The organism is Lysinibacillus capsici (assembly GCF_003367505.1).
GTDB lineage: Bacteria > Bacillota > Bacilli > Bacillales_A > Planococcaceae > Lysinibacillus > Lysinibacillus capsici.
On record NZ_PXXX01000006.1, the window covers coordinates 115,541 to 138,418 of the forward strand.

The window sequence follows — 22,878 nt, forward strand, 5'->3', positions numbered from 1 at the left end:
ATGGCTTCTTTTTCACTTAAATAAAAGGTTTGAATTAGAAGAAAATAATTGGAGCTAGCGCAATACCTAAAATTGTTCCTAGAGCAATTCCATAGCCAAAACCTTCTCCTCCATACCCTCCAAATCCCCAAAACCCTAAACCATAACCACTATATCTTCTATCAGGTAGAATCCATACCTGTCTTCTATCTACCCTTGTGATTTCTCCAACATGTACTTTACCAGATGAATCCGAGATTCGAACACGTTTACCATGATATTTACAGCAAAGACTATAAGCATCAGCTGGATTCACACATATCCCTCCTTTCATTGTCATTACAAGCTAATATATGCGATTTGATGCATTTATCACTAGCCGATTGTCTATTCAAGACATATGCTGTGAAGAGGTGATAATATGGCAGTTGTGTCAACGGATAAGTGGTTAGATGAATTTGTAAGTGCTAGAAAATCAACTAGAAAGGATGAGCGAACAAGCTTACAATGCTCGATTCTTTGCGGTCGATTAGTCAAACTATTTCGAGATGGGCTTCCAGAAGAAATTCACTATACATTACAGCAACAGGGTCTTTTTTTACCTCATGAGGAAGTCGATGTTGAAAAATTAAAGAGGCAAAAAGTATGGGCCAGTGTACAGCAGGAGTTCCTATACTTACAGAGGAAATGGAATGGCCCATCAATACCAATTTATATTTTCCCAATTACTCAGCAGCAAACGATAACCAATAAAAATGGTGTCGCTTATCCTCATTCGCTTTTTTTATTTGTGGATGATTTAGAAAAGCAGGAGCTTCAAGCATTATTTGCTCATGAATATAACCATGTTTGTCGTATACACATATTAAAAAAAACTTTAGATGATATGACTTTATTGGATTCTCTCATTTTAGAAGGCTTAGCAGAAGATGCGGTGAAAGATTTATACGGAGAAAGGTGGATTGCTCCTTGGTTACAATCCTACTCAGAAAAAGAACTTTTAGCTTTATGGGAGCATCATTTTTTACCGAATTTACAACTTCAAGGAATCAAACAACATCATCCATTTCTATACGGGGGGGCCCTTCCACCTTGGATAGGCTACTGTATAGGCTACAAAATTGTGCAGTCGTATAAAATGAACCATTTATGCCAACATCCCTTATTCATTTCAAGCCAAGATTTACTTACTGGTTCGAATTTTCCGCTACAATAGAGAAAAGGAGTGATTGTTGTGTCCAATGAATTAAAAAATATATTATTACCAATTGTAGACTCATCAACAAGGGTGCTCATTGTTGGATCCATGCCAGGAAAACAATCGTTAGAGAAACAGCAGTACTATGGCAATCCACGCAATCACTTTTGGCCTATTATGGGTGAGTTATTACAGATAGCGATTCCAAATGATTATACAGAGAGAATAGCCTTATTAAAAAACAATGCAATCGGTCTTTGGGACACGATTGCAACTTGTGAACGTGAAGGAAGTTTAGATGCAGCGATACGCAATGAAAAGCCCAATGATTTTCAAACCCTTTTTGAACAATACCCTAATATTCAATTAGTGCTTTTTAATGGAGCGAAAGCATTTGAGGTTTTTAAAAAGCATATTGGCTTAGGGCTTCTAGAAGGACGAGCCTATAAAAAAATGCCATCAACAAGTCCAATACCAGGGAAAAATATTAAAACGTTCACTGAAAAGCTAGAGGACTGGCAGATTATCCAATCCTATTTAACCTAATCAAGAGGGCGAGATTAGCGTGATGAAGTAGCTGCTTTGGGTTGAATACTATTCCTTGTGCTTTTAAACCATTGATAAAAGAGAATATACACAAGAAGGATTTCAATAGCATCTCCACCGTAGTACATGATCTTAGCACCTAGTTCTGCCTCAGTGGATGGTACATGATGAGGCGGATTTGCAAAAATAAATTTTGCCAATATGGCATGAGCAGCCAATGCTACTACTAATGTAAGGGATCGAAAAACATAAGAGTATGAATGTGGAGTAGGATCAATATAAATAAAGGCAATAGTAAACAAATAACCCGCTAGAAAAATATGGAGATGAATGAATACATACAATAGTATATGTTCATGCATCAAATTGAAAAGTGAGGTTGTATAGAGTAACCATAGGCCTCCTACATTTAGAATAGATGCAATAATTGGATGACGAATAAAACGAACATACGGATTTTTTAGTAGTCGAGAGAGAATACGTGCCCTGTTTACTGGTAAGGTTCTTAACAGCAGAGTCATTGGTGCTGCTAAAGCCATAAGTAATGGTGCCAGCATGCCAAGCAATAAATGTCCTATCATATGTGCGTCAAAATGAATATGACTAAGAGCAGCCAATGGGCCGATTAATGTAATCAGAGCACAGACATTTCCAACAATCCAACAGATAGTACGGAAATGAGGCCATTGTTTTTTATGTTGATTCGAAATAATAACAGCGAGGATATAGCCTATAAGAGCTAGAACAAATGGCAAGGCCAGTAGAAGCTGAACCATAATAGGAAAGTTTTGAGCATGAACATCGTGAGAATGCAAGATGCGCCACCTCCTATTGATCTTTTTGATTTGTTTGGAGCAGTAAGACAATACCGATAATTATTAATAGCGCCGCCAATATGTTCCAAACGATATCATAGGGAAGTATTTCAACATTGTAACGAATTTGGTGAAGTTTCATGAATTTATGTTGTATAATTCCATCGTAAAGCTGAAATGAGCCTGCTCCAAGAAAAATACCGCCTAGCCATCTTTTTAGCCAAAACCCATGTTTTCTATTTAGATCAGCCAATAAAAAAGCAGATCCAATGGTAGCAAAAAAGCTGAATGCATGAAATAAACCATCTGAAACTAGTCCAATAGCTGCTGTAGACTTATCATAGAAATGATGCCAGTGTAATAATTGGTGAAAAATCACCTCATCTATAAATGCAACAACCCCAAGCCCAAATAAAATCCCAGTCCACATGTTACGCTGCTTATATTGAAAGCGATTTTCATGCTGATGTTTTTGTTCTTCATACATATTGGTCATATCCAATCCTATCACCTCAAGCTGATTTTCTTTTAGTCTACCCCTGAGATGAGCTCTTAAACAAATATCCCTCAAAACAGTCGTTTGTCAGAGGGAAGTAAGGATGATTGCCAGCTATTATAGTAAGAACCAGCAGGACTGTAAAAGAATTTGAAATGATGCTTCTCAGCTAATGCACGGCTTTTTGATTCTTCTTCAAAACCAATTGCCATCACCTGTGTACCAAATTTATTGCGTATGTGGACAAGCTGTTGCATCATATCGAGTGACCATTTATCTTTTCCTACCACAGGATACGAAAAATCCTCCCACATAATAAAATCAATATATGGTGCTGTATAATCGGCGAGTGTTTGAAATCCCCAATTTTGAGCAACAGATATATTTGGATGTCGTTTTTTGATTTGTTGGATAAAAGATAACATGGCTTCATTTTGCCACTTTTGTTCATCTTCAGGTAAATAGGAATTGATATTACCAACCGTATCTAAAAACACACCGTCTAAGCCTTTCTGAACAATTTGCTGCTCTATTTCTGCTAGCAAAATGTCTTGATAGTGCGTAGAAGTCAAATCCATTAAAAAAGAATCCCATTTGGCAAAATACATTCTTTCACCCTGTTTGTCTCGATAAAAATCTTCTTCCTTTAATTGTTGATAGAGTGCTGTATTCCATTTGTCTGCTTCCATCACATTAATATAGCCGTACACTAAAGTACCGCTTTTTTGAGCATTGACGATATACTTTTGCTGCATTTCAAGAGGTTCTACAATCACTAAATCTAACTTCGTCATGCTCTTGCCAATGGCATCGTTGCCTTTATCTAAGTAGTATGTGTAATCTTTCACATCAGCAAGCTTTGCTTGAATATTTATGGAAGAAGAGACTGAATTTTTAGCAAGCAGCATCCACATACTACCTGCGATAAGCAGGGCTAATAAGAGTATCAATAATTTTTTCATAAGTACTCCTTTTTGAAGGATTTTCCTTCCATTATACAATAATAGGAACTAGGTTACCTTTGGTAAATGGGCAATGGCTCAACGGTGAATCGCCCTTTTACATATATTGAATAATGTAAAAGGAGGGTTTGTGTGTATAATAATCCATTTAGAGAAGATAATTTTAGAAGACCTGGTGGTTGGGGAGGTTATAATGATTTTGAAACAACGTCATTTGGGCCAACTCATTTCGGCCCCCCTCCCGCAGGACAAATGCCAATGAGTACACCACCAGGTTTTTCACCACCAATTCCTGCTTGGCGAGAAGGTTCTAGTGGTATACGCTCCTGTTTATTTAGAAATACGTATATTTGGATGAATAGTGGTAGAAGTTTTTGGTTTTTCCCAACAGCTGTAGGAAGGGAAATCATTGCTGGCTTTAGATGGAGTCGAAGATATGGCTGGTATTTCCGTACCATTTCTAGAAACCAAATTCGTTCCTATGAATGTTTTAGATAGACTTAGCTCAAGGTATGGAGTTTTATTTTTAAAAAAATGATGTTACAATGACGATAACGATGAATGAAGGGAAGATGGGTGGCTAATGAATAACTAATCTTAATTTTTGTATAGGAAATTTTATATTTCACGAACAACAAAAATAGGATTAGTCTGCCCATTTTTCATAATAATTGCTTTATATTCGCAAACCACTGCCGATATTTAGCTACTCCAAAGCTTGTTTTCACAATAATTTTGGAGCTTATTTGTGTATGATATTGTAGCGACTAATCCTTCCAAATGAATTGGAGGGATTTTTTTGTCCCTCCAACTGGAGAGGATGGATAGTATGAAGGAACTTTTAAAATTACAGGATGTACGTTATGAAATAAAGGATATGTTGTTATTTGAGCATGTGACAGGCACAGTAAAAAAAGGCGAAGTCATCGGCATTATAGGGAGGAATGGTGCTGGGAAATCGACATTATTACAATTGATTCAAGGTACATTATCACCAACTATGGGAGTAATTCAGGGAGCACAGGCTTTAAAAATTACATTTGTTGAACAGGAGCTAGCTCATTTTGACAAACTAGAAGTATCCGCAAGAGAAGCTGATCTGCTGGCTAAGTGGCAGGTACCTAATGTGTCATTTGCAGCGTTAAGTGGGGGTGAAAAGCTGAAAATGCGTCTTGCAGAAGGTTTTTCCCAGAATGCTCAAATTTTATTACTTGATGAACCAACGAATCATTTAGATGAACGAAGTACCGCATTCCTCATCAGACAAGTACAAAACTATAAGGGGACAATCATCGTGGTATCACATGATCGCTATTTTTTAGATAAGGTTGCCACAAAAATCTGGTCTATTGAGGAAAAAAGCCTGATTGAACATGATGGCAATTATACAAGCTACATGGCTGATAGGGAACACCGACGATTAACACAGCAACGTGCCTACGAGAAGCAGCAAAAAAACATTGAACGAATTGAGGCTCAAATGTCGGAACTGACGTCTTGGTCACAAAAGGGCCACGCCCAGTCAACAAAACTGGAAGGTTTTAAGGAGTACCATCGTGTGAAAGCAAAGCGTTTAGATTCTCAGGTGAAATCTAAGAAAAAGCGATTAGAGGCTGAACTTGCGAAGACAAGAGTGGAAGCAGTGGAGCCAGAAGCAGAGATTCGTTTTTCTTTAGGCACGAATCAACGAGTTGGCAAGCGCTTACTGGAAATCAAGCATTTATCTTTAAAATTTGGTGAACGCATACTATTTAACGATGTGAATATTACGGCTCAATTTGGAGATAAGATAGCTATCACAGGAAAGAATGGAAGTGGGAAAACAAGCTTTTTAAAAGTTCTTTTAGGCAAGCTAGAAGCTGAGGGTGAAGTATGGGTATCACCAGCTGCAAACATTGGTTATCTGACACAGGAAGTATTTGATTTACCACTTGATCAGACACCAGAGCAATATTTTTATCAAGAGACATTTGAAGAGCGTGCTAAAGTGCGCAACTTGATGAAGAATTTAGGGTTTACACTGACACATTGGACATCTCCCATAGGCAAAATGAGTATGGGAGAACGCGTAAAGTGTAAGCTGATGGCTTATATTTTAGAGGATAAAAATGTTCTTATTTTAGATGAGCCGACAAACCATCTTGATCTACCTTCTCGTGAGCAGTTAGAGCATACTCTTACTCAATATAATGGAACATTGCTTGTCGTTTCACATGATCGATACTTTCTAGAAAAAGTCACGAACAGTGTTTGGGAGCTTCACGGTCAGCACATCAAGAAAAAGTGGACAGAAGTCACACCGAATAAAGTGGATGATACAGCGGCTCTCCGTTTAAAGCTTGAAACGGAAAGGCAAGAGATTTTAGGCAAACTGAGCTTTCTAACAGTAAAAGATAAGGACTACACCATGCTTGATCAGAAGTTTAATGAGCTGACGAAGCGCATCAATGAACTTCAATAGCTGAAGCGTTTAAGTTAACCTTTTTCAGGGGAAAATATGGAGAGAAGGCATTTCTTAAATGGGGGTTAACATGTTGAAAAAGGTAGTATTTCTCTTTTTATTGTTAAGCATTTGTAGCTTAAGTGCTTGTGCTGAACGAAATAAGAATGCACAAGAACATGAGATTGAAACAAGTACATCTGTAGCACTGTCTAATAATGATCAAATTGATGCGGTTCAAGCAACTGAAGCTCTTCAACAAATAAAGGAGCAGATACATTTCAATGTTCCAATAAAAATGCCAACAACGTTACCTATTGCTGAGGGTGCATTTTTATCAGCTACAGCAAGAACACAGGGCGACCAGGTTGAAGTTATTTTTTATGAGAGCAAAGAGAATATGCCAATTAACGATATTCGATTAAAGAAATCAGCGACTGTTATTGGAAGATTGCTGGTCAAGAAATATAAAAGTGTGGAAGGTGCAAGCACACAGATAGCATTTGATAATTTTAATCAAAATGGCGGGCAAGAGGTTGATCTTGGTTACAATATAAAAGGTTATCAAGATGCAGGCGCTGGTTCATTATGGACTGGTTGGAACGAAGGGCGATGGGCAATTGCCACTCATACACGAACTGATAATCCTGATGCAGGTGTCAAACTTGCTAAGCAGGCAGTAGCGTATTTAGAGAACCACATGCTACCTATTCCAAGGCAATATGGCATGGCTCAGCTAGATGTCTATCAATCAGGTAATTTAATAGTGTGGCAGGATGAAAAGCTTGTTTACACACTGGATTCAATCAAAGATCCTTTAAAAGCACTAGCAATTGCTACAGCCTTTTATCAATAATAGAAATCCTAGAGTAATGATGCTCTAGGATTTTTTGTATTATTTTACTTTATACTATTCAGCATTTTTTGGTATTCGCTGAATCTTTGCTGCCATTCATCCATTGGGAAATATTGATGGTCAACGCCATTTAGTAGATCTTTTAACATATCAAGACAAATATGCCATCCTGCTAAATCCTTCGGTGTATGCTCTGTCAGATTTTGAAGTGTCTCCACTAATACCAATAAAGAACCCTTTTCAGTAGAAAATAATTCAAATCTCACCGTATCTGTTCCCCAACCAAATTCTAATACTTCTTTCTCAACATAATCTGTGATGGTTATTTCCTCAAAATTACCTGTTCCATCATTCATATTAAAATGTATTTTCCCGTTCTTACGTAGCTCAATGATTTCTAAATTACTCATCCATTTTTGTAGGTTTTCATTGTTAGTCATAGCGGCCCAAACGGCATCTATTGAATATAGTAATGGCCGTTTGAATGTAGCAATATGGTAATTTGATTGTTTTACAATAGTAGCTAGCACAGACATCCTCCTAATGATAAATTGCTTGAAAAAGTCTAGTGATGCCTAGTTCAATTTCATGCTTTTGTAAATGACCATAGCCAATAATCAATCTGTTATTATATTTTCCCTTTTGAATTGTATGATCCTCTACTGGGTAAACCTTTACACCAAATTGTTCTATTTTCACTAATAAGTTTCGTGTAAAATTAATCTTCTCAAATTCTGCAACTAAGTGCATACCTGTAGAATAGCCAAATATTTTTATGTTATGTGAAAAAGTGGATTGTAAACATTGAATCAGAAAATCACGTTGGCTTTTATAGAACTTCTTCATTTTTGTGATATGTCTTTCCATATAGCCCTCCTGTATAAAGCGAGAAAGGATAAGCTGGTCTAAGGAAGGTGTATGTAAGTCCGTAAACCATTTTAATTGACGGCATTTTTCAGTAAGCTGTGTTGGAAGGATAATGTATCCTATTCTTAATGCGGGAGAGAGAATTTTACTAAAAGAACCGATGTAGAGAACTAGCTCTGGATCTAGGCCCTGTAAAGAGCTAACAGGTGGCCCTTCGTAGCGAAACTCACTATCATAATCATCTTCTATTAAAAAGCAATGATTCTTTCTAGCATACTCAATTAATTGAATTCTACGCTGAATAGGTAAGGTACTTCCTAAAGGAAATTGATGAGAAGGAGTTAGAAAGACAAGTTTAGGATCTATATTATCTGGTAATAGGCTTGTTTTCATCCCGAATTCATCTACTGGTACCGGATAAATGGTAGCACCAGAAGCTTTAAAGATAGTTTGAATATCATTCGTTATAGGATCTTCCATAATAGCAATATCATTAGATGACAGCAATAATCTCGACACAAGCATCATTGCCTGTGTCGCACCAGATGTAATAATAATTTGCTCTGGATGACATTCAACGCCCCTTGTCCTTAATAAGTAGTGGGCAAGAGTATGCCTTAATTCTATGCGCCCCTCTGGAACCCCGTATCCTAATATGGAGGACTCACTATCGTGCCATAGCTGGTGACTTATCCTCGCCCAAGTTTTACGAGGAAACAAGTCGAGTGCTGGAATACCCGAGCGTAAGTTTACAACCTCTTTCCCTACTATTGGATCTCCTGCTTTATTTGTAATAAGAGGTTTGGTCTGTTGTGGTAACAATGTGCCTTCTGCAACAAATGTACCAGCTCCTCTTCGTGCAATTAAAAATCCTTCGGCAAGTAACTGATCATAAGCTTCTAATATGACATTTCTTGATACTTTTAATTCTACTGAAAGCTCTCGTGTTGATACTAATTTTTCACCTGCCTGAAGTTGTCCACTTAAAATTTTTTCCCGTATTTGCTGATAGATTTGACGATTTAAAGGAATATCTAATGCTCGATCTATAGGTATCCATAACATTTTACATACCTCCGATTTGAAAGTGGTACCTTTAAAATCACTTTAAAGTGGTTCTACAGTTACCAATTTTATCATGATAAAGTACTTACCAATACCGAAGAGGGGGAATAAATATGAAGAAAACAGAAGAATTAGTGATTCAGGCCTTAAAAGCCGCGGCACGAGACGAGCGCTTGAAATATGCGGTGCAGCAATCAACAGAGCTCTACCCATTATTATGGAAAGCAGCAAAAAGGTATGTAACAGGAGAAAAAAGAGAGGATGCCATCGCTGCTGCACGTAATTATCTTAATGACAATTATAATATCTCCATTGAATATATTGGGGAAAATACAACCAATTTAAGGGATTGTCAAAGAGCAAAGGATGAGCTTTTACAAGTAATTGAGGAAATGGGGATTTTATCTTTAAAGCAAACAGTATCTTTCGATTTATCTCATATAGGTCTTTCTATTAATGCTGAGATTGCTTATAAGCATCTTGAAGAGCTTACACAAAAAGCTCAGCGGTATGGAATAACTTTGATGATAAGTATGGAAGAGTCCTCAAAGACTAGTGATATTATTACTCTTTACAAAAAAATAGCAACGAAGTATACAAATGTTGGAATTACATTGCAAGTGCATCTTTATCGTACAAAGTTAGATTTACAAGAACTTATGCAATATCCAGGGAAAATAAGACTTGTTAAAGGGGCTTTTCAAGAGTCTGTCGATATAGCCATGATCAGATCAGAAGAACTGAATAAGCATTATCTTGATTATGTTGATCAGTTAGTAAATGCGAATCATCCGTTATCAATCGCTACACATGATGAAATGCTTATTCAAGAGATAGAGCGACGTCAATATCTTGAGAACCCAAATGTTGAAGTTGAGATGCTTTATGGTGTACGCCCTACATTACTCAATGAATTAAGAAGGAAAGATTATCGTTGTAGAGTATATTTAACGTATGGAAATGAGTGGTACTTATATCTTTGCCACCGAATTGCTGAACACCCTGAAAACCTATATTTAGCAGTAACCGATATTATTAATGAATCCATGGAACGAGTAGTATAGAAAAATGAATAGGTGGATCGGGAGTAGTGGGAAAGTTATTGTGGCGATGAGTATCGTTGGTAGTTCAGTTGTTGCGGGCAAATTGGTTGTTCAAAGTTTTCCAATTTTCTTAGCTAATGAACTAAGATTTCTTGTGGCTGCAATTATTTTGATTCCTTTGTGGATAAAGATAGAGGGATTTTCAACATTAAACAGAAAAGAGTTAGTAGCGATTTTTTTACAAGCGTTATTAGGGGTGTTTTTATTTAATCTATTAATGCTCCATGGTCTTTCAAAAACGACTGCTATGGAAGCTGGTATTATTACTGGTACTCTGCCAGTCTGCACGGCATTCCTATCCTATTTTATTTTGAAGGAGAAATTAACGAGGAATATGGGTATTAGCATACTTCTTGCCGTAGTGGGAGCCATCCTTATGAACATTGCTAACCATTCTACTACTAACCATTTTTCAACTTCATTATTAGGCAATCTATTCATTTTAGGTGCAGTATTCTGTGAATCTTTATTTATCATCATTGGTAAGTTAATTTCTTATCGTATGAGTGCTCTTACAGTCTCAACTATGGTTAGCTTATTTGGCGTCATATTATTTTTCCCATTTGCTGTAGCTGAAAGCAGATATTTTGAATTTAAAGAAATATCAGCTGCAGAGTGGGGATTAGTATTGTATTTCGGCATTGTTGTAACCGTCATAGCGTTTCTTTTGATGCAACAGGGTCTTGCAGTAATTTCAGCATCTTGGGCAGGTGTACTTACTAGCTTATTGCCAATTAGTAGTATGATTTTATCTTCTATTCTATTGGATGAAAAAATAACTAATCTTCAGGTCTGTGGTTTTTTCTTAATTATAGCTGCCATCTATTTACTGTCAAAGCAGAAAGGGATACAGAACTAGTGATTTATAAAAAGTTAATTATCGGATAATATTGTAAAAAAAGGAGGGGTGAAGATGACACATCAACAAGCATTGGAACATTATATCCAAGCAACAAATACCCATGATTTTAATCAAGTAAAGGCTATTTTGCATCCACAAGCAATTTATTGGTTTTCTGATAAAACATGCACAACAACAGAGGAGATTGAGGCTTATTTCAAGCATGCATGGAATGTCATTAAAGAAGAGGTTTATTCAGCTACTGATGTAAAATGGTTAACCGTTGATGAAACGACGGCTACCTGTCTTTATACATATCACTATGAAGGCTATCATAACGAAAAATTTGTATCAGGTAGCGGTAGAGCAACTAATATTTTTACATTAGTTAACGATCAATGGAAGGTAATTCATGAGCATTTGAGTAGTGGTCATTAAATTATTTTCAATGTAACTTGAACAAGCAACAATATAATAATCAATGTTAGTAGTGTTTTGGCTATTTTTAATGGAATGTATGGGAGCACTATAAGACCTAATTGGGAGCCTATAATGGAGCCAACTGCCATAGCAATTGCATAGTGCCATTGAATAAAGCCAGTGTGATAAAACACAATAAATGCTCCTGTACAGCTCCCGAAGAGGAGTACTCGAGTGAGCTGTACAGCCTTTATGTAAGTATGATGAGTACGTAGATAGTGTAAGATGCTAAATGTCGAAGAGCCAGGGCCGAAACCACCATCATACATAGCGATGAAAAATGGTTGCCAAAAATGAGGTGCTTGATGTTCTAGCGAATCAGGAACTTCCGTCAACGCCTTATTTTTCAAAGTTACGACTAAAGCCAAAAGAAGTAGTACACAGGCCATATAGTTCATAGTTTGCTCAGACAGCGAAACCGCTAAAAGTGAGCCGCAAATCCCCCCAACAATAGCAAGAGCTATATATTTGATGATAGATGTGAGATGTAGCTCCTTCTGATAGAGTAGAAAAAAAATACTGGATAAAGATGAAATGCCTGTCGAAAATTTGTTTGTGGCAATACTTGTTTGAATAGGGATACCGACAAGCATCATGGCAGGAAGTGTAATTAGTCCACCACCCCCTGCAAGTGTACCGATAAAAGCAGCTACCATCCCGATACATACGAGTGTTAAAGAAATGTTTGTATAGAAAAGTCCAACTAAGCTAAGTAGTACAAATAATAACAGCATGATCATTTTATTCATAAGCTTCTCCCTTTCTTTTATTAGCTTTAGGGTAAATGGTGTTAATGTATAAATCTAATATATAATTTTTAGTGATTTATAAATTTAATTTATATTAATGGAGGCTGACAGAATGAGGTTGCTTCAATCGGAGGAAGAGCTGAAGAACTTAATTGCATCTGATGACTGGGTGATGAGCATTTTATCCACAGTAGAAAACTTGCAACTACCAGATTGGTGGATATGCGCAGGAATTATTCGCTCAAAGGTATGGGATTACCTTCATAATAAAAAAGAAAGAACACCAATTGCTGATATTGATGTGATATATTTTGATAAAGAAAATTTAGCAGAAGAAGTAGAGAAGCAGTATGAGCGAGAACTGAGAAAGTTATCTCCAAACGAGCCTTGGTCCGTGAAAAATCAAGCACGAATGCATGTCCTAAATGGTAGTAAACCATATCAGTCTGCTGTTGATGGAATCTCTCATTTCCCAGAAATCCCAACGGCAATTGGAGTAAAATTATCAGATGGGGTACTAGAGATTGCAGCACCGTACGGTATTCATCTTTTAGGAGCAGGCATAGTAGAGCCAACATCGTTTTACCTAGAAAATAAGTATGCCTATGCGATTTATCGTCAAAGAATTCAGCAAAAACAATGGCATTTATGTTGGCCAGAATTGAAAATTCATCTTCAATAAAAAAAGAAAGAGGGGGAACAATTGCAACAAGATAAAACCTATGTCATTAAACACTATATAAAATCTTTAGATTGGATAGATAATTTACGAGGGTTATCTGAGGCACAATGGCGTATGCCCATTGAACCTGGGAAATGGTCGGTTGCAGAGGTAATTGGGCATCTTCCTCCATGGGACAAGTTTGTGCAAAATTACCGAATTCCTTTTCTCTTTACAGATGAGCGTCTGCCGAAAGGGCCAGATGTAGCACATTTGAATACGATGGCAGCTAAGAAAAGCCGTGAACAAACAATGGAGGAAACATTGAATGATTTTATTTCCACAAGGCGTCAATTATTGCAGGATATTCAGCAATGGACAGATGAGCAATGGCAACAGTCATTTAAAATTGGGCAGTCAGAAATGACTATAATCGACTATTTTGTAGGATTAATCAATCATGATTTACATCATTTTTCACAGATTCAGAATGTTATACATGTATAGGAGTTAGCATATGGATATCAAGTATTTAATTGATTACTTTGCACATGCTTCTGTAAAATTTACAGATGTTTTTACTAAAAAAATGGAGCCAGGTGAAGTAGATGCTGGTAGAACAACAGCTCCAGAAAAGTGTGGTTTAGTAGTGCCACTTGCAGGGAGTGCGATCTTTAGCTTTAATGGAACCCCCTATATGATGGAGCCAGGAATGATTGCCCATGCTGGCCCCCAGATGCCGATAGAAGTGAGAGCGACTGGCCATAAAGGTTGGGAGTATGCAGTTGTTCATTACAGCCTACCTACAGAAGAAATAAATCTATATCCACTAGCCGAGCAACATTTTCTAATCAATACAGGCTTTAACACACAAATTATTAGCCATGTTCAGCAATTAGTAGAAAGCTATTCCTTTCCTGGTAATATGGCTGTATTCAAGTCTAAGACATTATTTATGAATTTGTTGGAAGATATCCTTGTAGCGGCAAAAATGCAGGTTTTAGATAGTGCCAGCGAATTAATGGAACAGGCATTACAGTATATACATGAAAATTATGCACAGCAAATCTCAGTATCAAATATCTCGATGGAATTGGGCATTGAGCGTCGTCGTTTTGCTTATTTATTTGAGCAGCATACAGGTATGAATCCAAGTACATATATAACAGAATACCGTATACGACGTGCGAAAGACTTACTAGAATATGGTGGAATACCTGTAGCTGAAATTGCGGAATGTGTTGGATATGTAGATTGTTTTTATTTTAGCAGAGTATTTAAAAAGTGTACGGGTTTATCTCCCTCAGCCTATCGCAAGTTAAAAATAGAGGAAGCCAGATATGTATAATTGACTGTTTCTTATAAAAAAGAAGCAGTTTTTTTATTGCTTAAATCGGCAAAAATCCATGTCATTTTCGAAATCGTCCATTCACAATCTTTTTTCACTTTGTTAGGATAGTATCCGTAAATGATAATGAGTATCAATTATATATTGACTTATATATGAAAACGATTATCATTATCAATATGAGCTCGTTAGGGGAGAATATCTATGAATAAATATTTTAAAATGTGTGCACCAGCACTATTAGCATTATCACTGGCTGCATGTGGAACAGACAAAGCTGAGGAAGCAACATCAACAGCTAATACAGCAGAGACAAGTGCAACAGAATCACAGACAGAGCAAGCTAAATCAACGCAGACCATCACGTACTTAGGCGAGCAATATGAGCTACCAGCCGAAGTAAAGAACATTGTCGCTGCCAGTCTTGAATCAATGGAAGATGCGGCAATGCTTGGTATTAAGCCAGTAGGTGTTCTAGAAGTAGGTGGAAAAGTTCCTGCCTATCTAGCAACAGATTTTGAAGGAGCTACACTTGTAGGAAATAAAATGGAGCCAAATGCAGAAGCCATTCTTAATCTGGATCCTGATGTAATTGTGGGTACTTCGAAATTCCCTGAAGAAACGGCTGAAAAGCTCAACAAAATTCAAACAATGATTCCATACTCACATATTTCAACAAATTGGAAAGAAAATTTAACATTGCTTGCACAATTAGCTGGGAAGGAAGAGGATGCAAAGAAAATCATCTCTGACTATGAAGCCAAAGTTGCTGATGCCCAAGTAAAATCCAAGGAGCAATTAGCAGATAAGCAAGTATTAATCATCCGTGTTCGTGGTGGAGTGATGTACATCTATCCAGCAGGCGTTTATTTAAACCCTGTTCTATATGAAGATTTAGGAGCACCTGTACCAGAAGTTGTTACAACAGCTAAGGCGCAAGCGGAACTATCACTTGAAACATTAGCACAAGTAAATCCAGATGTGATTTTCCTGCAATTCGAGGATTCCGAGAATAAGGATACGCCAAAAGCTTTAGAGGAGCTACAAAAGAATCCAATTTTCACTAGCTTAAAGGCAACACAAAATAATCAAGTTTTCGTCAACACAATTGAGCCATTAGCACAAGGTGGTACTGCTTGGTCTAAGGTGAAATTCTTAGATGCTGCGGCTGAAAAATTATTTAAATAGTATAAACAGGCTGGTAGTAGATTTGGTGATATCACCGGGCTATTACCAGCCTTTTGTAAGATGTGGCATTTTTCATTGCAGGCGTTGTTAAGGGTATACACTTAAGTGATTGATATTGTGTACCGCAAAATGGATAAAGAAAAAGGTGTGAAAGTTGAAAAAAACAAACATAGTGTCGTTTTCAATATTAGCGATATCTCCTTTCCTTATTGCCCTTGTGGCACTTATTTCTGTTATGTATGGGACAAAAGATATTAGTGCCATTACAGTATGGCAGTCGATGACAGCATTTGATCCATCGGATGTCGATCATCAAATTATAAGAACAGGCCGTATTCCAAGAGTTGCCGCGGTATTACTAGTTGGAGCATTTTTAGCAGTTGCCGGTGCAGTCATGCAGGGGATTACACGAAACTATTTAGCCTCGCCTTCATTAATGGGTGTCAATGATGGCTCTGCATTTGTCATTACATTAGCCATTGTTTTTTTTCCAGGGCTACCAAACTATCAAATGATTTTATTATCGATGCTTGGTTCTGCATTGGGAGCTGGTATTGTCTTTGGTTTTGGCTCGTTAATCCGCAATGGCTTATCTCCAGTAAGGCTAGCCATAATTGGAACGGTCATTGGCACATTTTTAAGTAGTATTGCTACTGCTATTGCGATGTATTTCCAAGTATCACAAACAGTAAGTGCTTGGTATAACACAAAGGTACATATGGTAAATATGGATATGCTGATTCTTTCTATTCCATTTGGTTTAACTGGGTTGATCTTGGCTTTATTATCGGCAAAAGCGATTACCATTACTTCATTAGGTGAAGATATTGCCATGGGGCTAGGACAGAAAACAAAAGTAGTTCGTATTATTAGCATGCTAGCTGTCGTATGTTTGACAGGGACAGCGGTTGCACTTGTAGGGAAAATCGCCTTTGTAGGGTTAGTCATACCACATATTACACGCTTCCTTGTTGGTGTTGATTATCGCTATATTATTCCTTGTGCAGCTGTCATTGGAGCCTTTTTCTTAGTGCTTTGTGATGTCCTGAGCCGCGTTGTCAATTATCCATTTGAAACGCCAATTGGTGTCTTAACCGCATTGGTCGGTGTACCATTCTTCTTATATTTAGTTCGTAAGCACGGAGGTGAAAAACGTGCGTAAAAAAACCTCAAGTGTATTCTTTTTAACCATGCTGATGCTTGTTTTAATGATTTTAGTTGCGAGCTATTTACATATTACAAATGGTGTTTTTGATATGTCTGTAATGGATGTTATCAAAACATTGCTGCGGATCGAGTCAAATTCAAAGTTTGATCTTGTTATATTTGAATTCCGTTTACCTCGGATTGTCATTGCTGGACTTGTCGGTATTGGCTTAGGTATGGCAGGAGTTGTATTACAGGGGATTACACGCAATGGACTAGCAGATCCAGGAATATTAGGGATTAATGCTGGAGCTGGTGCAGCAGTCGTACTATTCATGTACTTCTTTCAAGTAAAGCTAGTGAGTGCAGATATGAACAGCTGGATGTCAATTTTAATGATGCCACTATTCGGTTTTATCGGTGGAACAATTGCAGCTATCCTGATTTTTTCATTTGCTTTAAAAAATGGTCATCTGGATATGCAGCGATTAATCTTAACTGGTATAGCTATCAATAGTGGATTTGGAGCTTTGTCCTTGTTCCTATCCTTAAAAATGAGTGCACAAGATTTTGAATCAGCGGCTATTTGGATGGCAGGTTCAATTTATAATGCGAATTGGATCTTTGCGCTTACGATGCTACCTTGGCTTTTGATTTTAGGAATATATGTGCATAGAAAATCATATTTACTCGATTATTTTCAGCTTGAAGAGGATAGCATCACAAGTTTAGGAATAGCTGTTGAAAAGGAGAAAATGAAGCTGTTACTAGCCAGTGTAGGTCTTGTCAGTGCTTGTGTGTCTGTATCAGGGAGTATTGGCTTCATAGGTTTAATGGCCCCCCACATTGCCAAGCAGCTTGTTGGTATTCAGCACCGTTACGTTATGCCAGTGAGTGCTTTAATTGGTGCAGGTCTGTTAATCCTCGCTGATTTTATTGGTAAAACCGTTTTTGCACCATCGGAACTGGCTGTAGGTATTGTTGTTTCAATTATTGGGATTCCATATTTCTTGTATTTACTGGTGAAATCTAAGGCATAGGAGGAAATGGCGTGCAAACTGCATTTAGAATGGAAAATTTGGCTTCAGGTTATGAGCAGGTACGTGTCTTTGAAGGGTTAAATTTAACGATAGAAGAGGGCAAAGTGACTACAATCATCGGTCCAAATGGTTGTGGTAAATCTACACTCCTTAAAACGATAGGACGTATTTTAAAAAAACAACAAGGTACGGTATATTTGCAGGAGCAAAATATGCAAAATTTATCGACCAAAGATATTGCCAAGAAACTAGCAATATTATCTCAAACACCGATAGCTCCTGGTCAATTGAAAGTGGAGGAGTTAATTGCGTATGGTCGCTATCCACATCGCAACAATGTCAATCGTTTAACGAATAAGGATGAGGAAATGATTGAATGGGCTTTAACAGTTACTAATACGATGGAATATCGAAATAGGGAGCTTGCCCAGCTTTCAGGAGGTCAGCGTCAGCGTGTTTGGCTAGCTATGGCCTTAGCACAAGAAACAAATATCTTGCTATTGGATGAACCTACTACTTATTTAGATATGGCGCATCAGCTAGAGGTATTGGACATTGTTAAAAGTTTAAATGAGCACCACAGCTGTACAGTAGTGATGGTTCTACATGATATTAACCACGCGGCCAGATATTCAGATCATCTTATTGCAATGCGTAAGGGTATTATTATGCAAACTGGCACGCCACAGGAAATTTTAAGTGCTGAGGTAATGCGTAAAGTATTTAATATTGATGCACGCATTATGGAAGATCCTGTAACCAATACACCTGTATGTTATGGCTATGAAATTTTGAAGGAGGATATCTAATGAATACAACTAAAGTAGACTACATTACACAACATATGACTTCAAAATTGACAAATTATTTGTACACGATTAATATCTATGTGCCAGAGGAGGAAGCGCCACAAGATGGCTTTCCAGTTTTGTATGTACTTGATGGCTCATCCTATTTTAACCTTGTAAAGGAAGCGGTGCGTCTACAAAGTCGTAATGCACCAAAAACAGGTATCCTTCCAGCTATTGTTATTGGAATTGGTCATGGCGACGATATGCGTGAAAGAAGATTTTATGATTTTACAGCACCTGCGGAGTCTTATATTTATCCAGCAAGATTTAAAGGAAAAGGTCATGAGAAGCTTGGAGGAGCAGTGGATTTTAGTCTCTTTATAGAAGAAGAGCTAAAGCCGACGATTGAGGCACAATATCCAGTAAATCAAGCACAGCAAGCTTTATTTGGTCATTCCCTAGGAGGTTACTTTGCACTGTGGCAACTATTTCACCACCAATCCAGCTTCCAGCGCTATCTAGCTATTAGCCCATCCATTTGGTGGAATGAGCATGAATTAGTGCAGTGTGCTTCAGTATTTCTGAACGAGCATCAAGACATGAACGAAACTTTGTTTTTGAGCGCTGGTGAACTTGAAACCTTTATGGTGGATGATGCGCGCCAAATGGCGACAGTATTAGAAAAAATAATGAATGTTGAATTTTATGAGGCTTTAAACGAAAATCATGCTTCGATCGTACCAACTGTTATGAGTAGAGCCATACGTTTTATGCATAAATCACATTAATAGTAGACCGCATTGTCTTTTGATAATGCGGTTTCTTTTTTATTTATTAATAAAATTAACGAATGATACGCATAATAAAGGAAATTTGGTCATCTGTCTGGGATAAATGGAGGCGCTGTATGCAAAATAAAATTTTAAGAAACCCAGTATTTCTTATTTCAAGTGGAGCAATTTTTCTTTTGGTCATTATCGGAGCAACGATACCAGAAAAATTTAAGAACGTAGCAAACAGCGTATTTCATATGACAACGGATTATTTTGGCTGGTTTTATTTAATGTCAGTCTTTATTATCGTTATTTTTTTATTTGGCTTGGCAATTAGCAAATATGGTACCATTCGCCTTGGATCGGAAGATGGTCGCCCTGAGTTTAGTTTTCTAACTTGGATTTCCATGCTCTTTTCAGCTGGACTTGGTGTCGGTTTGGTCTTCTGGGGAGTAGCTGAGCCAATGAGTCATTATTTTTCACCACCCTTCAGTGACACAAAACCGCTATCAACGGATGCAGCCCGACTGGCGATGGGATATTCATTCTTTCATTGGGGATTAAGCCAGTGGTCTGTTTATGCCATATTGGGCCTTGTTATGGCCTTTGTACAATTCAATAAAAAAAGAAATATGCTCATCTCCACTGCTTTAGAGCCTGTCACTGGAACAAATCGAGTCGTTAAAGGAACGATCGATATTCTCGCAGTAATTGCTACCGTCATGGGAGTAGCAACGTCTATAGGGCTAGGCGTATTACAAACAAATGGAGGTTTGACATTTGTTTTTGGTTTGCCAGATACATTTATCTTGCAAGTGGCCATTATTCTTATCATGTTTATTGGCTATATGTTATCAGCCACAACAGGTCTACAAAAAGGGATGAAGATTCTGAGTAATGTCAATATGACTTTAGCAATCGTCTTACTCTTATTTGTTTTTATTACAGGCCCAACAATCTTTATACTTGAAACCTTTACATTAGCTATTGGTGATTATATTTCAAATTTTATTCAATATAGTTTAAGGATGCAGCCATATGTTGGTGGAACTTGGGTGAAGGATTGGACAATCTTTTACTGGGCATGGGCGATTGCTTGGTCACCATTTGTAGGCTCCTTTATAGCTCGTGTATCCAAAGGCAGGACTATACGAGAATTTATTATAGGTGTATTAATTATTCCGCCCCTCATTGCCTGCTTTTGGATCGCGACCTTTGGAGGAACTGCGATGTGGTTTGATTTACATCAAGATGCACAAATCGCTCAATCTGTTCATAATGATGTAACGGTTGCTCTTTTCCAGCTTTTTGAACACTTACCACTTTCAGTGATTGCATCCACAATTGGAATACTTTTAATCATAATATTTTTAATTACCTCTGCTGATTCCGCCACCTTTATTATGGCAAGTATGACGACAAAAGGATCTTTAAATCCCACCATTTTATCAAAGTTTGTATGGGGTGTTTTGATGGCAGCTATTTCAGGTGTTTTATTGTATACAGGAGGTCTTGAAGCATTACAAACGGCCTCGTTAATTGCTGCATTACCCTTTACAGTGGTGTTACTTTTATTAATGATTTCTTATATTAAGATGATGAAGGAAGAGATTATTCCTCTTAAGAAAAAGGATATCCAACGTTTGAAAATAGCGAGAAAGCATATTGAAAAGGAAGCAAAAGTGAAAGATAAACATACTAAGTAGTAGGCCGTATTCGAAATAATACGGTTTCTTTTTGTTTTAATATGCACTATTATGAATAAAAAACGATAAGAGGTGCTTTAGGATGGAAATTGTTTTAGCACAGAGCAAGGATGCCCCAGTTATACATCAGGTGATGCTACAGGCGTTTCAAGAATATGAAAAGGCTACTCCACCATCCAGTGCACTAAGTGAAACGGTGGATTCTATTGAGCAGGCAATGCAGCAAAGTGAACAAGCGTTTATTGGCTATATCGAAAAACAGCCAGTTGCCATGGTAAGGTTTACCCTCAGTACAAAGGGAATTTATTTTTTTAGACTTTCAGTTATCCCAGAAAGACAGGGACAAGGTTTAGCTAAAACACTAATTTCTTGGCTTGAACAATATACACTATCGAAGGGGATTACAATTAGTCAGTGCAAAGTACGTATGAGTGTTCCACGTAATATTGAGTTATATCGTTCTTTAGGTTATGTTGTAACGAAAGAGGAAATGGTGAAGAATCGTAATGGTAACTCTCTAGTAATAGCAACCATGGAAAAGAGACTTTCCAATGAGGAGGAGTTTAATTGAGAAAAAAGGTCGCCTGCTTGCATGCTCATTATTCCAATATACAATACATTGAGCAGGCTTTTCAAAGCGCTGAAGACATAGAGATACTCCATTTTGTAGACCCTGGCGTGATACAGCACGTGTCTAAAGGTAGTGATGGTTTAGCACGTAAAGTTAAGGAGCAAATTGAATGGATAATTAGTTGTGATGTGGATGCCATTTTAATAACGTGTACAAATTATATTGCTTTATTAGAGGATGAAACTTTGCTCGATCCCTCGATCCCTATCATAAAGATAGATGAGCCCTATTTTGAAAGTATATGTAAGCAACAGCCTCAATTTATTCTTTTTACAAATCCTGCAACTGTCGAAGGAACGATGGCAAGACTTCACCAATATGCTAAGCATCAAGGAGTATCAGTAGATGTAGAGGGAAAAATTATTGAGCATACATTTGATCTCATTATGCAGGGGAAAAAGGAAGCCTATGATGATGCTATTTTAAGGGCTTTGCATACTTTGTCAGCTGAAGAAAAATCCATATCGGTTGCCCAGCTATCGATGGTGGATGCAGCGCAACGATTTGAAGATCACACGGCAATTACAATTCTCCATCCATTAAAGTCATTAGTTGATAATGTAAAGAGTACGATAAAATGATAGTTTCATAATTTACAGAATTATCTGTAACAATCTGGTTAAAACAAACGTTTCATAAGAAAGGGGGGATGTTATGAAACGAGTTGTATTTGGATGTATATTGCTATTATTTTTAGTGGGTTGTACAGACAAAGCAAATGTTACAATGCCAGAGGATCTACCTGATTTTGTGCAAGAAAGTGATATTGCATCAGTTGATTGGAATCAAAAGGCAGTGGAATTTGGTGATAGAGGCATTATTGGTAATGCTGATAAGTCGGGTGTCATTGGTGCAGATATGCCAAGTTTAAGCACACAAAAATGGATGTGGCATCTATGGGGAATAGATGAAGTACGAGATACAGAATTAACGGTTATTGGATACCATAGAGACTCTAAAGTCATACAACCGATTTTAGTGAATGGTTGGAGCATAGGACTCGGAGGACCTGTTAATGGAGCAGATGCTCATACACCTTCTCATGTGAAAGTTCCTAAGCCTGGTGAATGGGCTATTCTACTGTATACAAATGAAAAATACTTTGATACGTTGATATACGATATCCAGGAATAATAGTAAACCCTTATTTTGTAATTATTTATACTTATAAAATAAGGGTTTTTGATGTTTGTATAT

27 protein-coding genes are annotated in these 22,878 nt (G+C 37.4%); 20 read left to right on the top strand and 7 right to left on the bottom strand.

Features of this window, described 5'->3' with window-relative positions; translation table 11 throughout:
* Positions 1 to 34: 34 nt before the first annotated feature.
* A complete protein-coding gene (locus C7B89_RS02715) occupies positions 35 to 295 on the bottom strand; it encodes a hypothetical protein (RefSeq protein ID WP_004231722.1) in 261 nt (86 codons plus the stop codon).
* A gap of 105 nt (positions 296 to 400) precedes the next feature.
* Between C7B89_RS02715 and C7B89_RS02720 the strand changes: the two genes are divergently transcribed.
* Together C7B89_RS02720 and C7B89_RS02725 are read left to right on the top strand one after the other, a co-directional pair.
* Entirely contained in the window at positions 401 to 1,195 is a 795-nt protein-coding gene (locus tag C7B89_RS02720; RefSeq protein WP_115673127.1) for a DUF2268 domain-containing putative Zn-dependent protease, read from the top strand.
* Positions 1,196 to 1,213: 18 nt separating this feature from the next.
* Positions 1,214 to 1,723 (top strand): DNA-deoxyinosine glycosylase, encoded by a 510-nt coding sequence (locus C7B89_RS02725; RefSeq protein WP_066037962.1) that lies wholly within the window; start codon positions 1,214 to 1,216, stop codon positions 1,721 to 1,723.
* Between the two features lie 14 nt (positions 1,724 to 1,737).
* On the opposite strand, the gene C7B89_RS02730 is transcribed toward C7B89_RS02725, so the two are convergent.
* From C7B89_RS02730 to C7B89_RS02740, 3 genes are all read right to left on the bottom strand, one after another.
* The gene (locus tag C7B89_RS02730; RefSeq protein ID WP_115673128.1) at positions 1,738 to 2,538 is read right to left on the bottom strand and encodes a cytochrome c oxidase assembly protein; all 801 of its coding nucleotides are present in this window, start codon (positions 2,536 to 2,538) and stop codon (positions 1,738 to 1,740) included.
* Positions 2,539 to 2,551: 13 nt separating this feature from the next.
* The gene (locus C7B89_RS02735) at positions 2,552 to 3,034 is read right to left on the bottom strand and encodes a DUF2243 domain-containing protein (protein ID WP_196333044.1); all 483 of its coding nucleotides are present in this window, start codon (positions 3,032 to 3,034) and stop codon (positions 2,552 to 2,554) included.
* A 71-nt stretch (positions 3,035 to 3,105) separates the two neighbouring features.
* Positions 3,106 to 3,996 (bottom strand): endo alpha-1,4 polygalactosaminidase, encoded by an 891-nt coding sequence (locus tag C7B89_RS02740; protein ID WP_054549665.1) that lies wholly within the window; start codon positions 3,994 to 3,996, stop codon positions 3,106 to 3,108.
* 132 nt (positions 3,997 to 4,128) lie between these two features.
* Between C7B89_RS02740 and C7B89_RS02745 the strand changes: the two genes are divergently transcribed.
* The 3 genes from C7B89_RS02745 (at position 4,129) to C7B89_RS02755 (ending at position 7,292) form a co-directional block, all read left to right on the top strand.
* A complete protein-coding gene (locus C7B89_RS02745) occupies positions 4,129 to 4,494 on the top strand; it encodes a hypothetical protein (protein WP_054549664.1) in 366 nt (121 codons plus the stop codon).
* 331 nt (positions 4,495 to 4,825) lie between these two features.
* A complete protein-coding gene (abc-f, locus tag C7B89_RS02750) occupies positions 4,826 to 6,457 on the top strand; it encodes a ribosomal protection-like ABC-F family protein (protein WP_115673163.1) in 1,632 nt (543 codons plus the stop codon).
* 70 nt (positions 6,458 to 6,527) lie between these two features.
* Positions 6,528 to 7,292 (top strand): hypothetical protein, encoded by a 765-nt coding sequence (locus C7B89_RS02755; RefSeq protein ID WP_233732233.1) that lies wholly within the window; start codon positions 6,528 to 6,530, stop codon positions 7,290 to 7,292.
* A gap of 44 nt (positions 7,293 to 7,336) precedes the next feature.
* Here the strand turns inward: C7B89_RS02755 and C7B89_RS02760 are convergent, their stop codons facing one another.
* Both C7B89_RS02760 and pdxR read right to left on the bottom strand, forming a co-directional pair.
* Positions 7,337 to 7,828 (bottom strand): SRPBCC family protein, encoded by a 492-nt coding sequence (locus C7B89_RS02760; RefSeq protein WP_244205556.1) that lies wholly within the window; start codon positions 7,826 to 7,828, stop codon positions 7,337 to 7,339.
* Between the two features lie 4 nt (positions 7,829 to 7,832).
* Positions 7,833 to 9,224, bottom strand: a complete 1,392-nt coding sequence (pdxR, locus tag C7B89_RS02765) for a MocR-like pyridoxine biosynthesis transcription factor PdxR (protein WP_115673130.1) — start codon at positions 9,222 to 9,224, stop codon at positions 7,833 to 7,835.
* Between the two features lie 113 nt (positions 9,225 to 9,337).
* Here pdxR and C7B89_RS02770 point away from each other — a divergent pair, with 113 nt between their 5' ends.
* The 3 genes from C7B89_RS02770 to C7B89_RS02780 are packed head-to-tail and all read left to right on the top strand — an operon-like array spanning position 9,338 to position 11,606.
* Positions 9,338 to 10,288 carry a proline dehydrogenase family protein gene (locus tag C7B89_RS02770; RefSeq protein WP_054549661.1) on the top strand — a complete coding sequence of 317 codons (951 nt, stop codon included), beginning with the start codon at positions 9,338 to 9,340 and terminating at the stop codon, positions 10,286 to 10,288.
* A 4-nt stretch (positions 10,289 to 10,292) separates the two neighbouring features.
* Complete coding sequence (locus tag C7B89_RS02775) at positions 10,293 to 11,186, top strand: DMT family transporter (protein WP_054549660.1); 894 nt, start codon at positions 10,293 to 10,295, stop codon at positions 11,184 to 11,186.
* A gap of 54 nt (positions 11,187 to 11,240) precedes the next feature.
* Positions 11,241 to 11,606: a YybH family protein gene (locus tag C7B89_RS02780; protein WP_066037968.1), complete on the top strand. Its 366-nt coding sequence runs from the start codon at positions 11,241 to 11,243 to the stop codon at positions 11,604 to 11,606.
* On the opposite strand, the gene C7B89_RS02785 is transcribed toward C7B89_RS02780, so the two are convergent.
* Positions 11,603 to 12,397: a sulfite exporter TauE/SafE family protein gene (locus tag C7B89_RS02785; protein ID WP_054549658.1), complete on the bottom strand. Its 795-nt coding sequence runs from the start codon at positions 12,395 to 12,397 to the stop codon at positions 11,603 to 11,605. The two genes, C7B89_RS02780 and C7B89_RS02785, sit on opposite strands and share 4 nt — an antisense overlap.
* A 112-nt stretch (positions 12,398 to 12,509) precedes the next feature.
* Here C7B89_RS02785 and C7B89_RS02790 point away from each other — a divergent pair, with 112 nt between their 5' ends.
* The 12 genes from C7B89_RS02790 to C7B89_RS02845 all read left to right on the top strand — a co-directional run bounded on the left by C7B89_RS02790 (position 12,510) and on the right by C7B89_RS02845 (position 22,815).
* Positions 12,510 to 13,079 carry a nucleotidyltransferase family protein gene (locus C7B89_RS02790; protein ID WP_054549657.1) on the top strand — a complete coding sequence of 190 codons (570 nt, stop codon included), beginning with the start codon at positions 12,510 to 12,512 and terminating at the stop codon, positions 13,077 to 13,079.
* Between the two features lie 21 nt (positions 13,080 to 13,100).
* Positions 13,101 to 13,565 (top strand): DinB family protein, encoded by a 465-nt coding sequence (locus tag C7B89_RS02795; RefSeq protein ID WP_103118936.1) that lies wholly within the window; start codon positions 13,101 to 13,103, stop codon positions 13,563 to 13,565.
* A 10-nt stretch (positions 13,566 to 13,575) separates the two neighbouring features.
* Positions 13,576 to 14,406, top strand: a complete 831-nt coding sequence (locus C7B89_RS02800; RefSeq protein WP_048394085.1) for a helix-turn-helix domain-containing protein — start codon at positions 13,576 to 13,578, stop codon at positions 14,404 to 14,406.
* A gap of 204 nt (positions 14,407 to 14,610) precedes the next feature.
* Entirely contained in the window at positions 14,611 to 15,594 is a 984-nt protein-coding gene (locus tag C7B89_RS02805) for an ABC transporter substrate-binding protein (protein WP_009370609.1), read from the top strand.
* A 154-nt stretch (positions 15,595 to 15,748) separates the two neighbouring features.
* Positions 15,749 to 16,756, top strand: coding sequence for a FecCD family ABC transporter permease (locus tag C7B89_RS02810; protein ID WP_048394088.1), 1,008 nt, complete (start codon positions 15,749 to 15,751; stop codon positions 16,754 to 16,756).
* A gap of 28 nt (positions 16,757 to 16,784) precedes the next feature.
* Complete coding sequence (locus C7B89_RS02815; protein ID WP_016993066.1) at positions 16,785 to 17,780, top strand: FecCD family ABC transporter permease; 996 nt, start codon at positions 16,785 to 16,787, stop codon at positions 17,778 to 17,780.
* 29 nt (positions 17,781 to 17,809) lie between these two features.
* On the top strand, positions 17,810 to 18,589 hold the full coding sequence (locus tag C7B89_RS02820; RefSeq protein WP_048394302.1) for an ABC transporter ATP-binding protein: 780 nt from the start codon (positions 17,810 to 17,812) through the stop codon (positions 18,587 to 18,589).
* On the top strand, positions 18,589 to 19,359 hold the full coding sequence (locus C7B89_RS02825) for an alpha/beta hydrolase (RefSeq protein ID WP_048394090.1): 771 nt from the start codon (positions 18,589 to 18,591) through the stop codon (positions 19,357 to 19,359). The genes C7B89_RS02820 and C7B89_RS02825 overlap by 1 nt, the downstream gene beginning before the upstream one ends.
* Before the next feature lie 119 nt (positions 19,360 to 19,478).
* Positions 19,479 to 21,050: a BCCT family transporter gene (locus C7B89_RS02830; protein WP_115673131.1), complete on the top strand. Its 1,572-nt coding sequence runs from the start codon at positions 19,479 to 19,481 to the stop codon at positions 21,048 to 21,050.
* Positions 21,051 to 21,132: 82 nt separating this feature from the next.
* Complete coding sequence (locus tag C7B89_RS02835; RefSeq protein WP_048394093.1) at positions 21,133 to 21,621, top strand: GNAT family N-acetyltransferase; 489 nt, start codon at positions 21,133 to 21,135, stop codon at positions 21,619 to 21,621.
* On the top strand, positions 21,618 to 22,262 hold the full coding sequence (locus C7B89_RS02840; RefSeq protein WP_115673132.1) for a hypothetical protein: 645 nt from the start codon (positions 21,618 to 21,620) through the stop codon (positions 22,260 to 22,262). Before C7B89_RS02835 ends, C7B89_RS02840 begins: the two co-directional genes overlap by 4 nt.
* A 73-nt stretch (positions 22,263 to 22,335) precedes the next feature.
* A complete protein-coding gene (locus C7B89_RS02845; RefSeq protein WP_115673133.1) occupies positions 22,336 to 22,815 on the top strand; it encodes a hypothetical protein in 480 nt (159 codons plus the stop codon).
* Positions 22,816 to 22,878 lie beyond the last annotated feature (63 nt).

Excerpts from the sequence above, each read along its gene's own strand:
- C7B89_RS02720 (WP_115673127.1), top strand. The coding sequence starts at position 401 with ATGGCAGTTGTGTCAACGGATAAGTGGTTAGATGAATTTGTAAGTGCT.
- C7B89_RS02735 (WP_196333044.1), bottom strand. The coding sequence starts at position 3,034 with ATGACCAATATGTATGAAGAACAAAAACATCAGCATGAAAATCGCTTT.
- C7B89_RS02740 (WP_054549665.1), bottom strand. The coding sequence starts at position 3,996 with ATGAAAAAATTATTGATACTCTTATTAGCCCTGCTTATCGCAGGTAGT.
- abc-f (WP_115673163.1), top strand. The coding sequence starts at position 4,826 with ATGAAGGAACTTTTAAAATTACAGGATGTACGTTATGAAATAAAGGAT.
- C7B89_RS02755 (WP_233732233.1), top strand. The coding sequence starts at position 6,528 with ATGTTGAAAAAGGTAGTATTTCTCTTTTTATTGTTAAGCATTTGTAGC.
- C7B89_RS02760 (WP_244205556.1), bottom strand. The coding sequence starts at position 7,828 with ATGTCTGTGCTAGCTACTATTGTAAAACAATCAAATTACCATATTGCT.
- pdxR (WP_115673130.1), bottom strand. The coding sequence starts at position 9,224 with ATGTTATGGATACCTATAGATCGAGCATTAGATATTCCTTTAAATCGT.
- C7B89_RS02770 (WP_054549661.1), top strand. The coding sequence starts at position 9,338 with ATGAAGAAAACAGAAGAATTAGTGATTCAGGCCTTAAAAGCCGCGGCA.
- C7B89_RS02775 (WP_054549660.1), top strand. The coding sequence starts at position 10,293 with ATGAATAGGTGGATCGGGAGTAGTGGGAAAGTTATTGTGGCGATGAGT.
- C7B89_RS02780 (WP_066037968.1), top strand. The coding sequence starts at position 11,241 with ATGACACATCAACAAGCATTGGAACATTATATCCAAGCAACAAATACC.
- C7B89_RS02785 (WP_054549658.1), bottom strand. The coding sequence starts at position 12,397 with ATGAATAAAATGATCATGCTGTTATTATTTGTACTACTTAGCTTAGTT.
- C7B89_RS02790 (WP_054549657.1), top strand. The coding sequence starts at position 12,510 with ATGAGGTTGCTTCAATCGGAGGAAGAGCTGAAGAACTTAATTGCATCT.
- C7B89_RS02800 (WP_048394085.1), top strand. The coding sequence starts at position 13,576 with ATGGATATCAAGTATTTAATTGATTACTTTGCACATGCTTCTGTAAAA.
- C7B89_RS02805 (WP_009370609.1), top strand. The coding sequence starts at position 14,611 with ATGAATAAATATTTTAAAATGTGTGCACCAGCACTATTAGCATTATCA.
- C7B89_RS02815 (WP_016993066.1), top strand. The coding sequence starts at position 16,785 with ATGCTGATGCTTGTTTTAATGATTTTAGTTGCGAGCTATTTACATATT.
- C7B89_RS02820 (WP_048394302.1), top strand. The coding sequence starts at position 17,810 with ATGGAAAATTTGGCTTCAGGTTATGAGCAGGTACGTGTCTTTGAAGGG.
- C7B89_RS02825 (WP_048394090.1), top strand. The coding sequence starts at position 18,589 with ATGAATACAACTAAAGTAGACTACATTACACAACATATGACTTCAAAA.
- C7B89_RS02830 (WP_115673131.1), top strand. The coding sequence starts at position 19,479 with ATGCAAAATAAAATTTTAAGAAACCCAGTATTTCTTATTTCAAGTGGA.
- C7B89_RS02835 (WP_048394093.1), top strand. The coding sequence starts at position 21,133 with ATGGAAATTGTTTTAGCACAGAGCAAGGATGCCCCAGTTATACATCAG.
- C7B89_RS02845 (WP_115673133.1), top strand. The coding sequence starts at position 22,336 with ATGAAACGAGTTGTATTTGGATGTATATTGCTATTATTTTTAGTGGGT.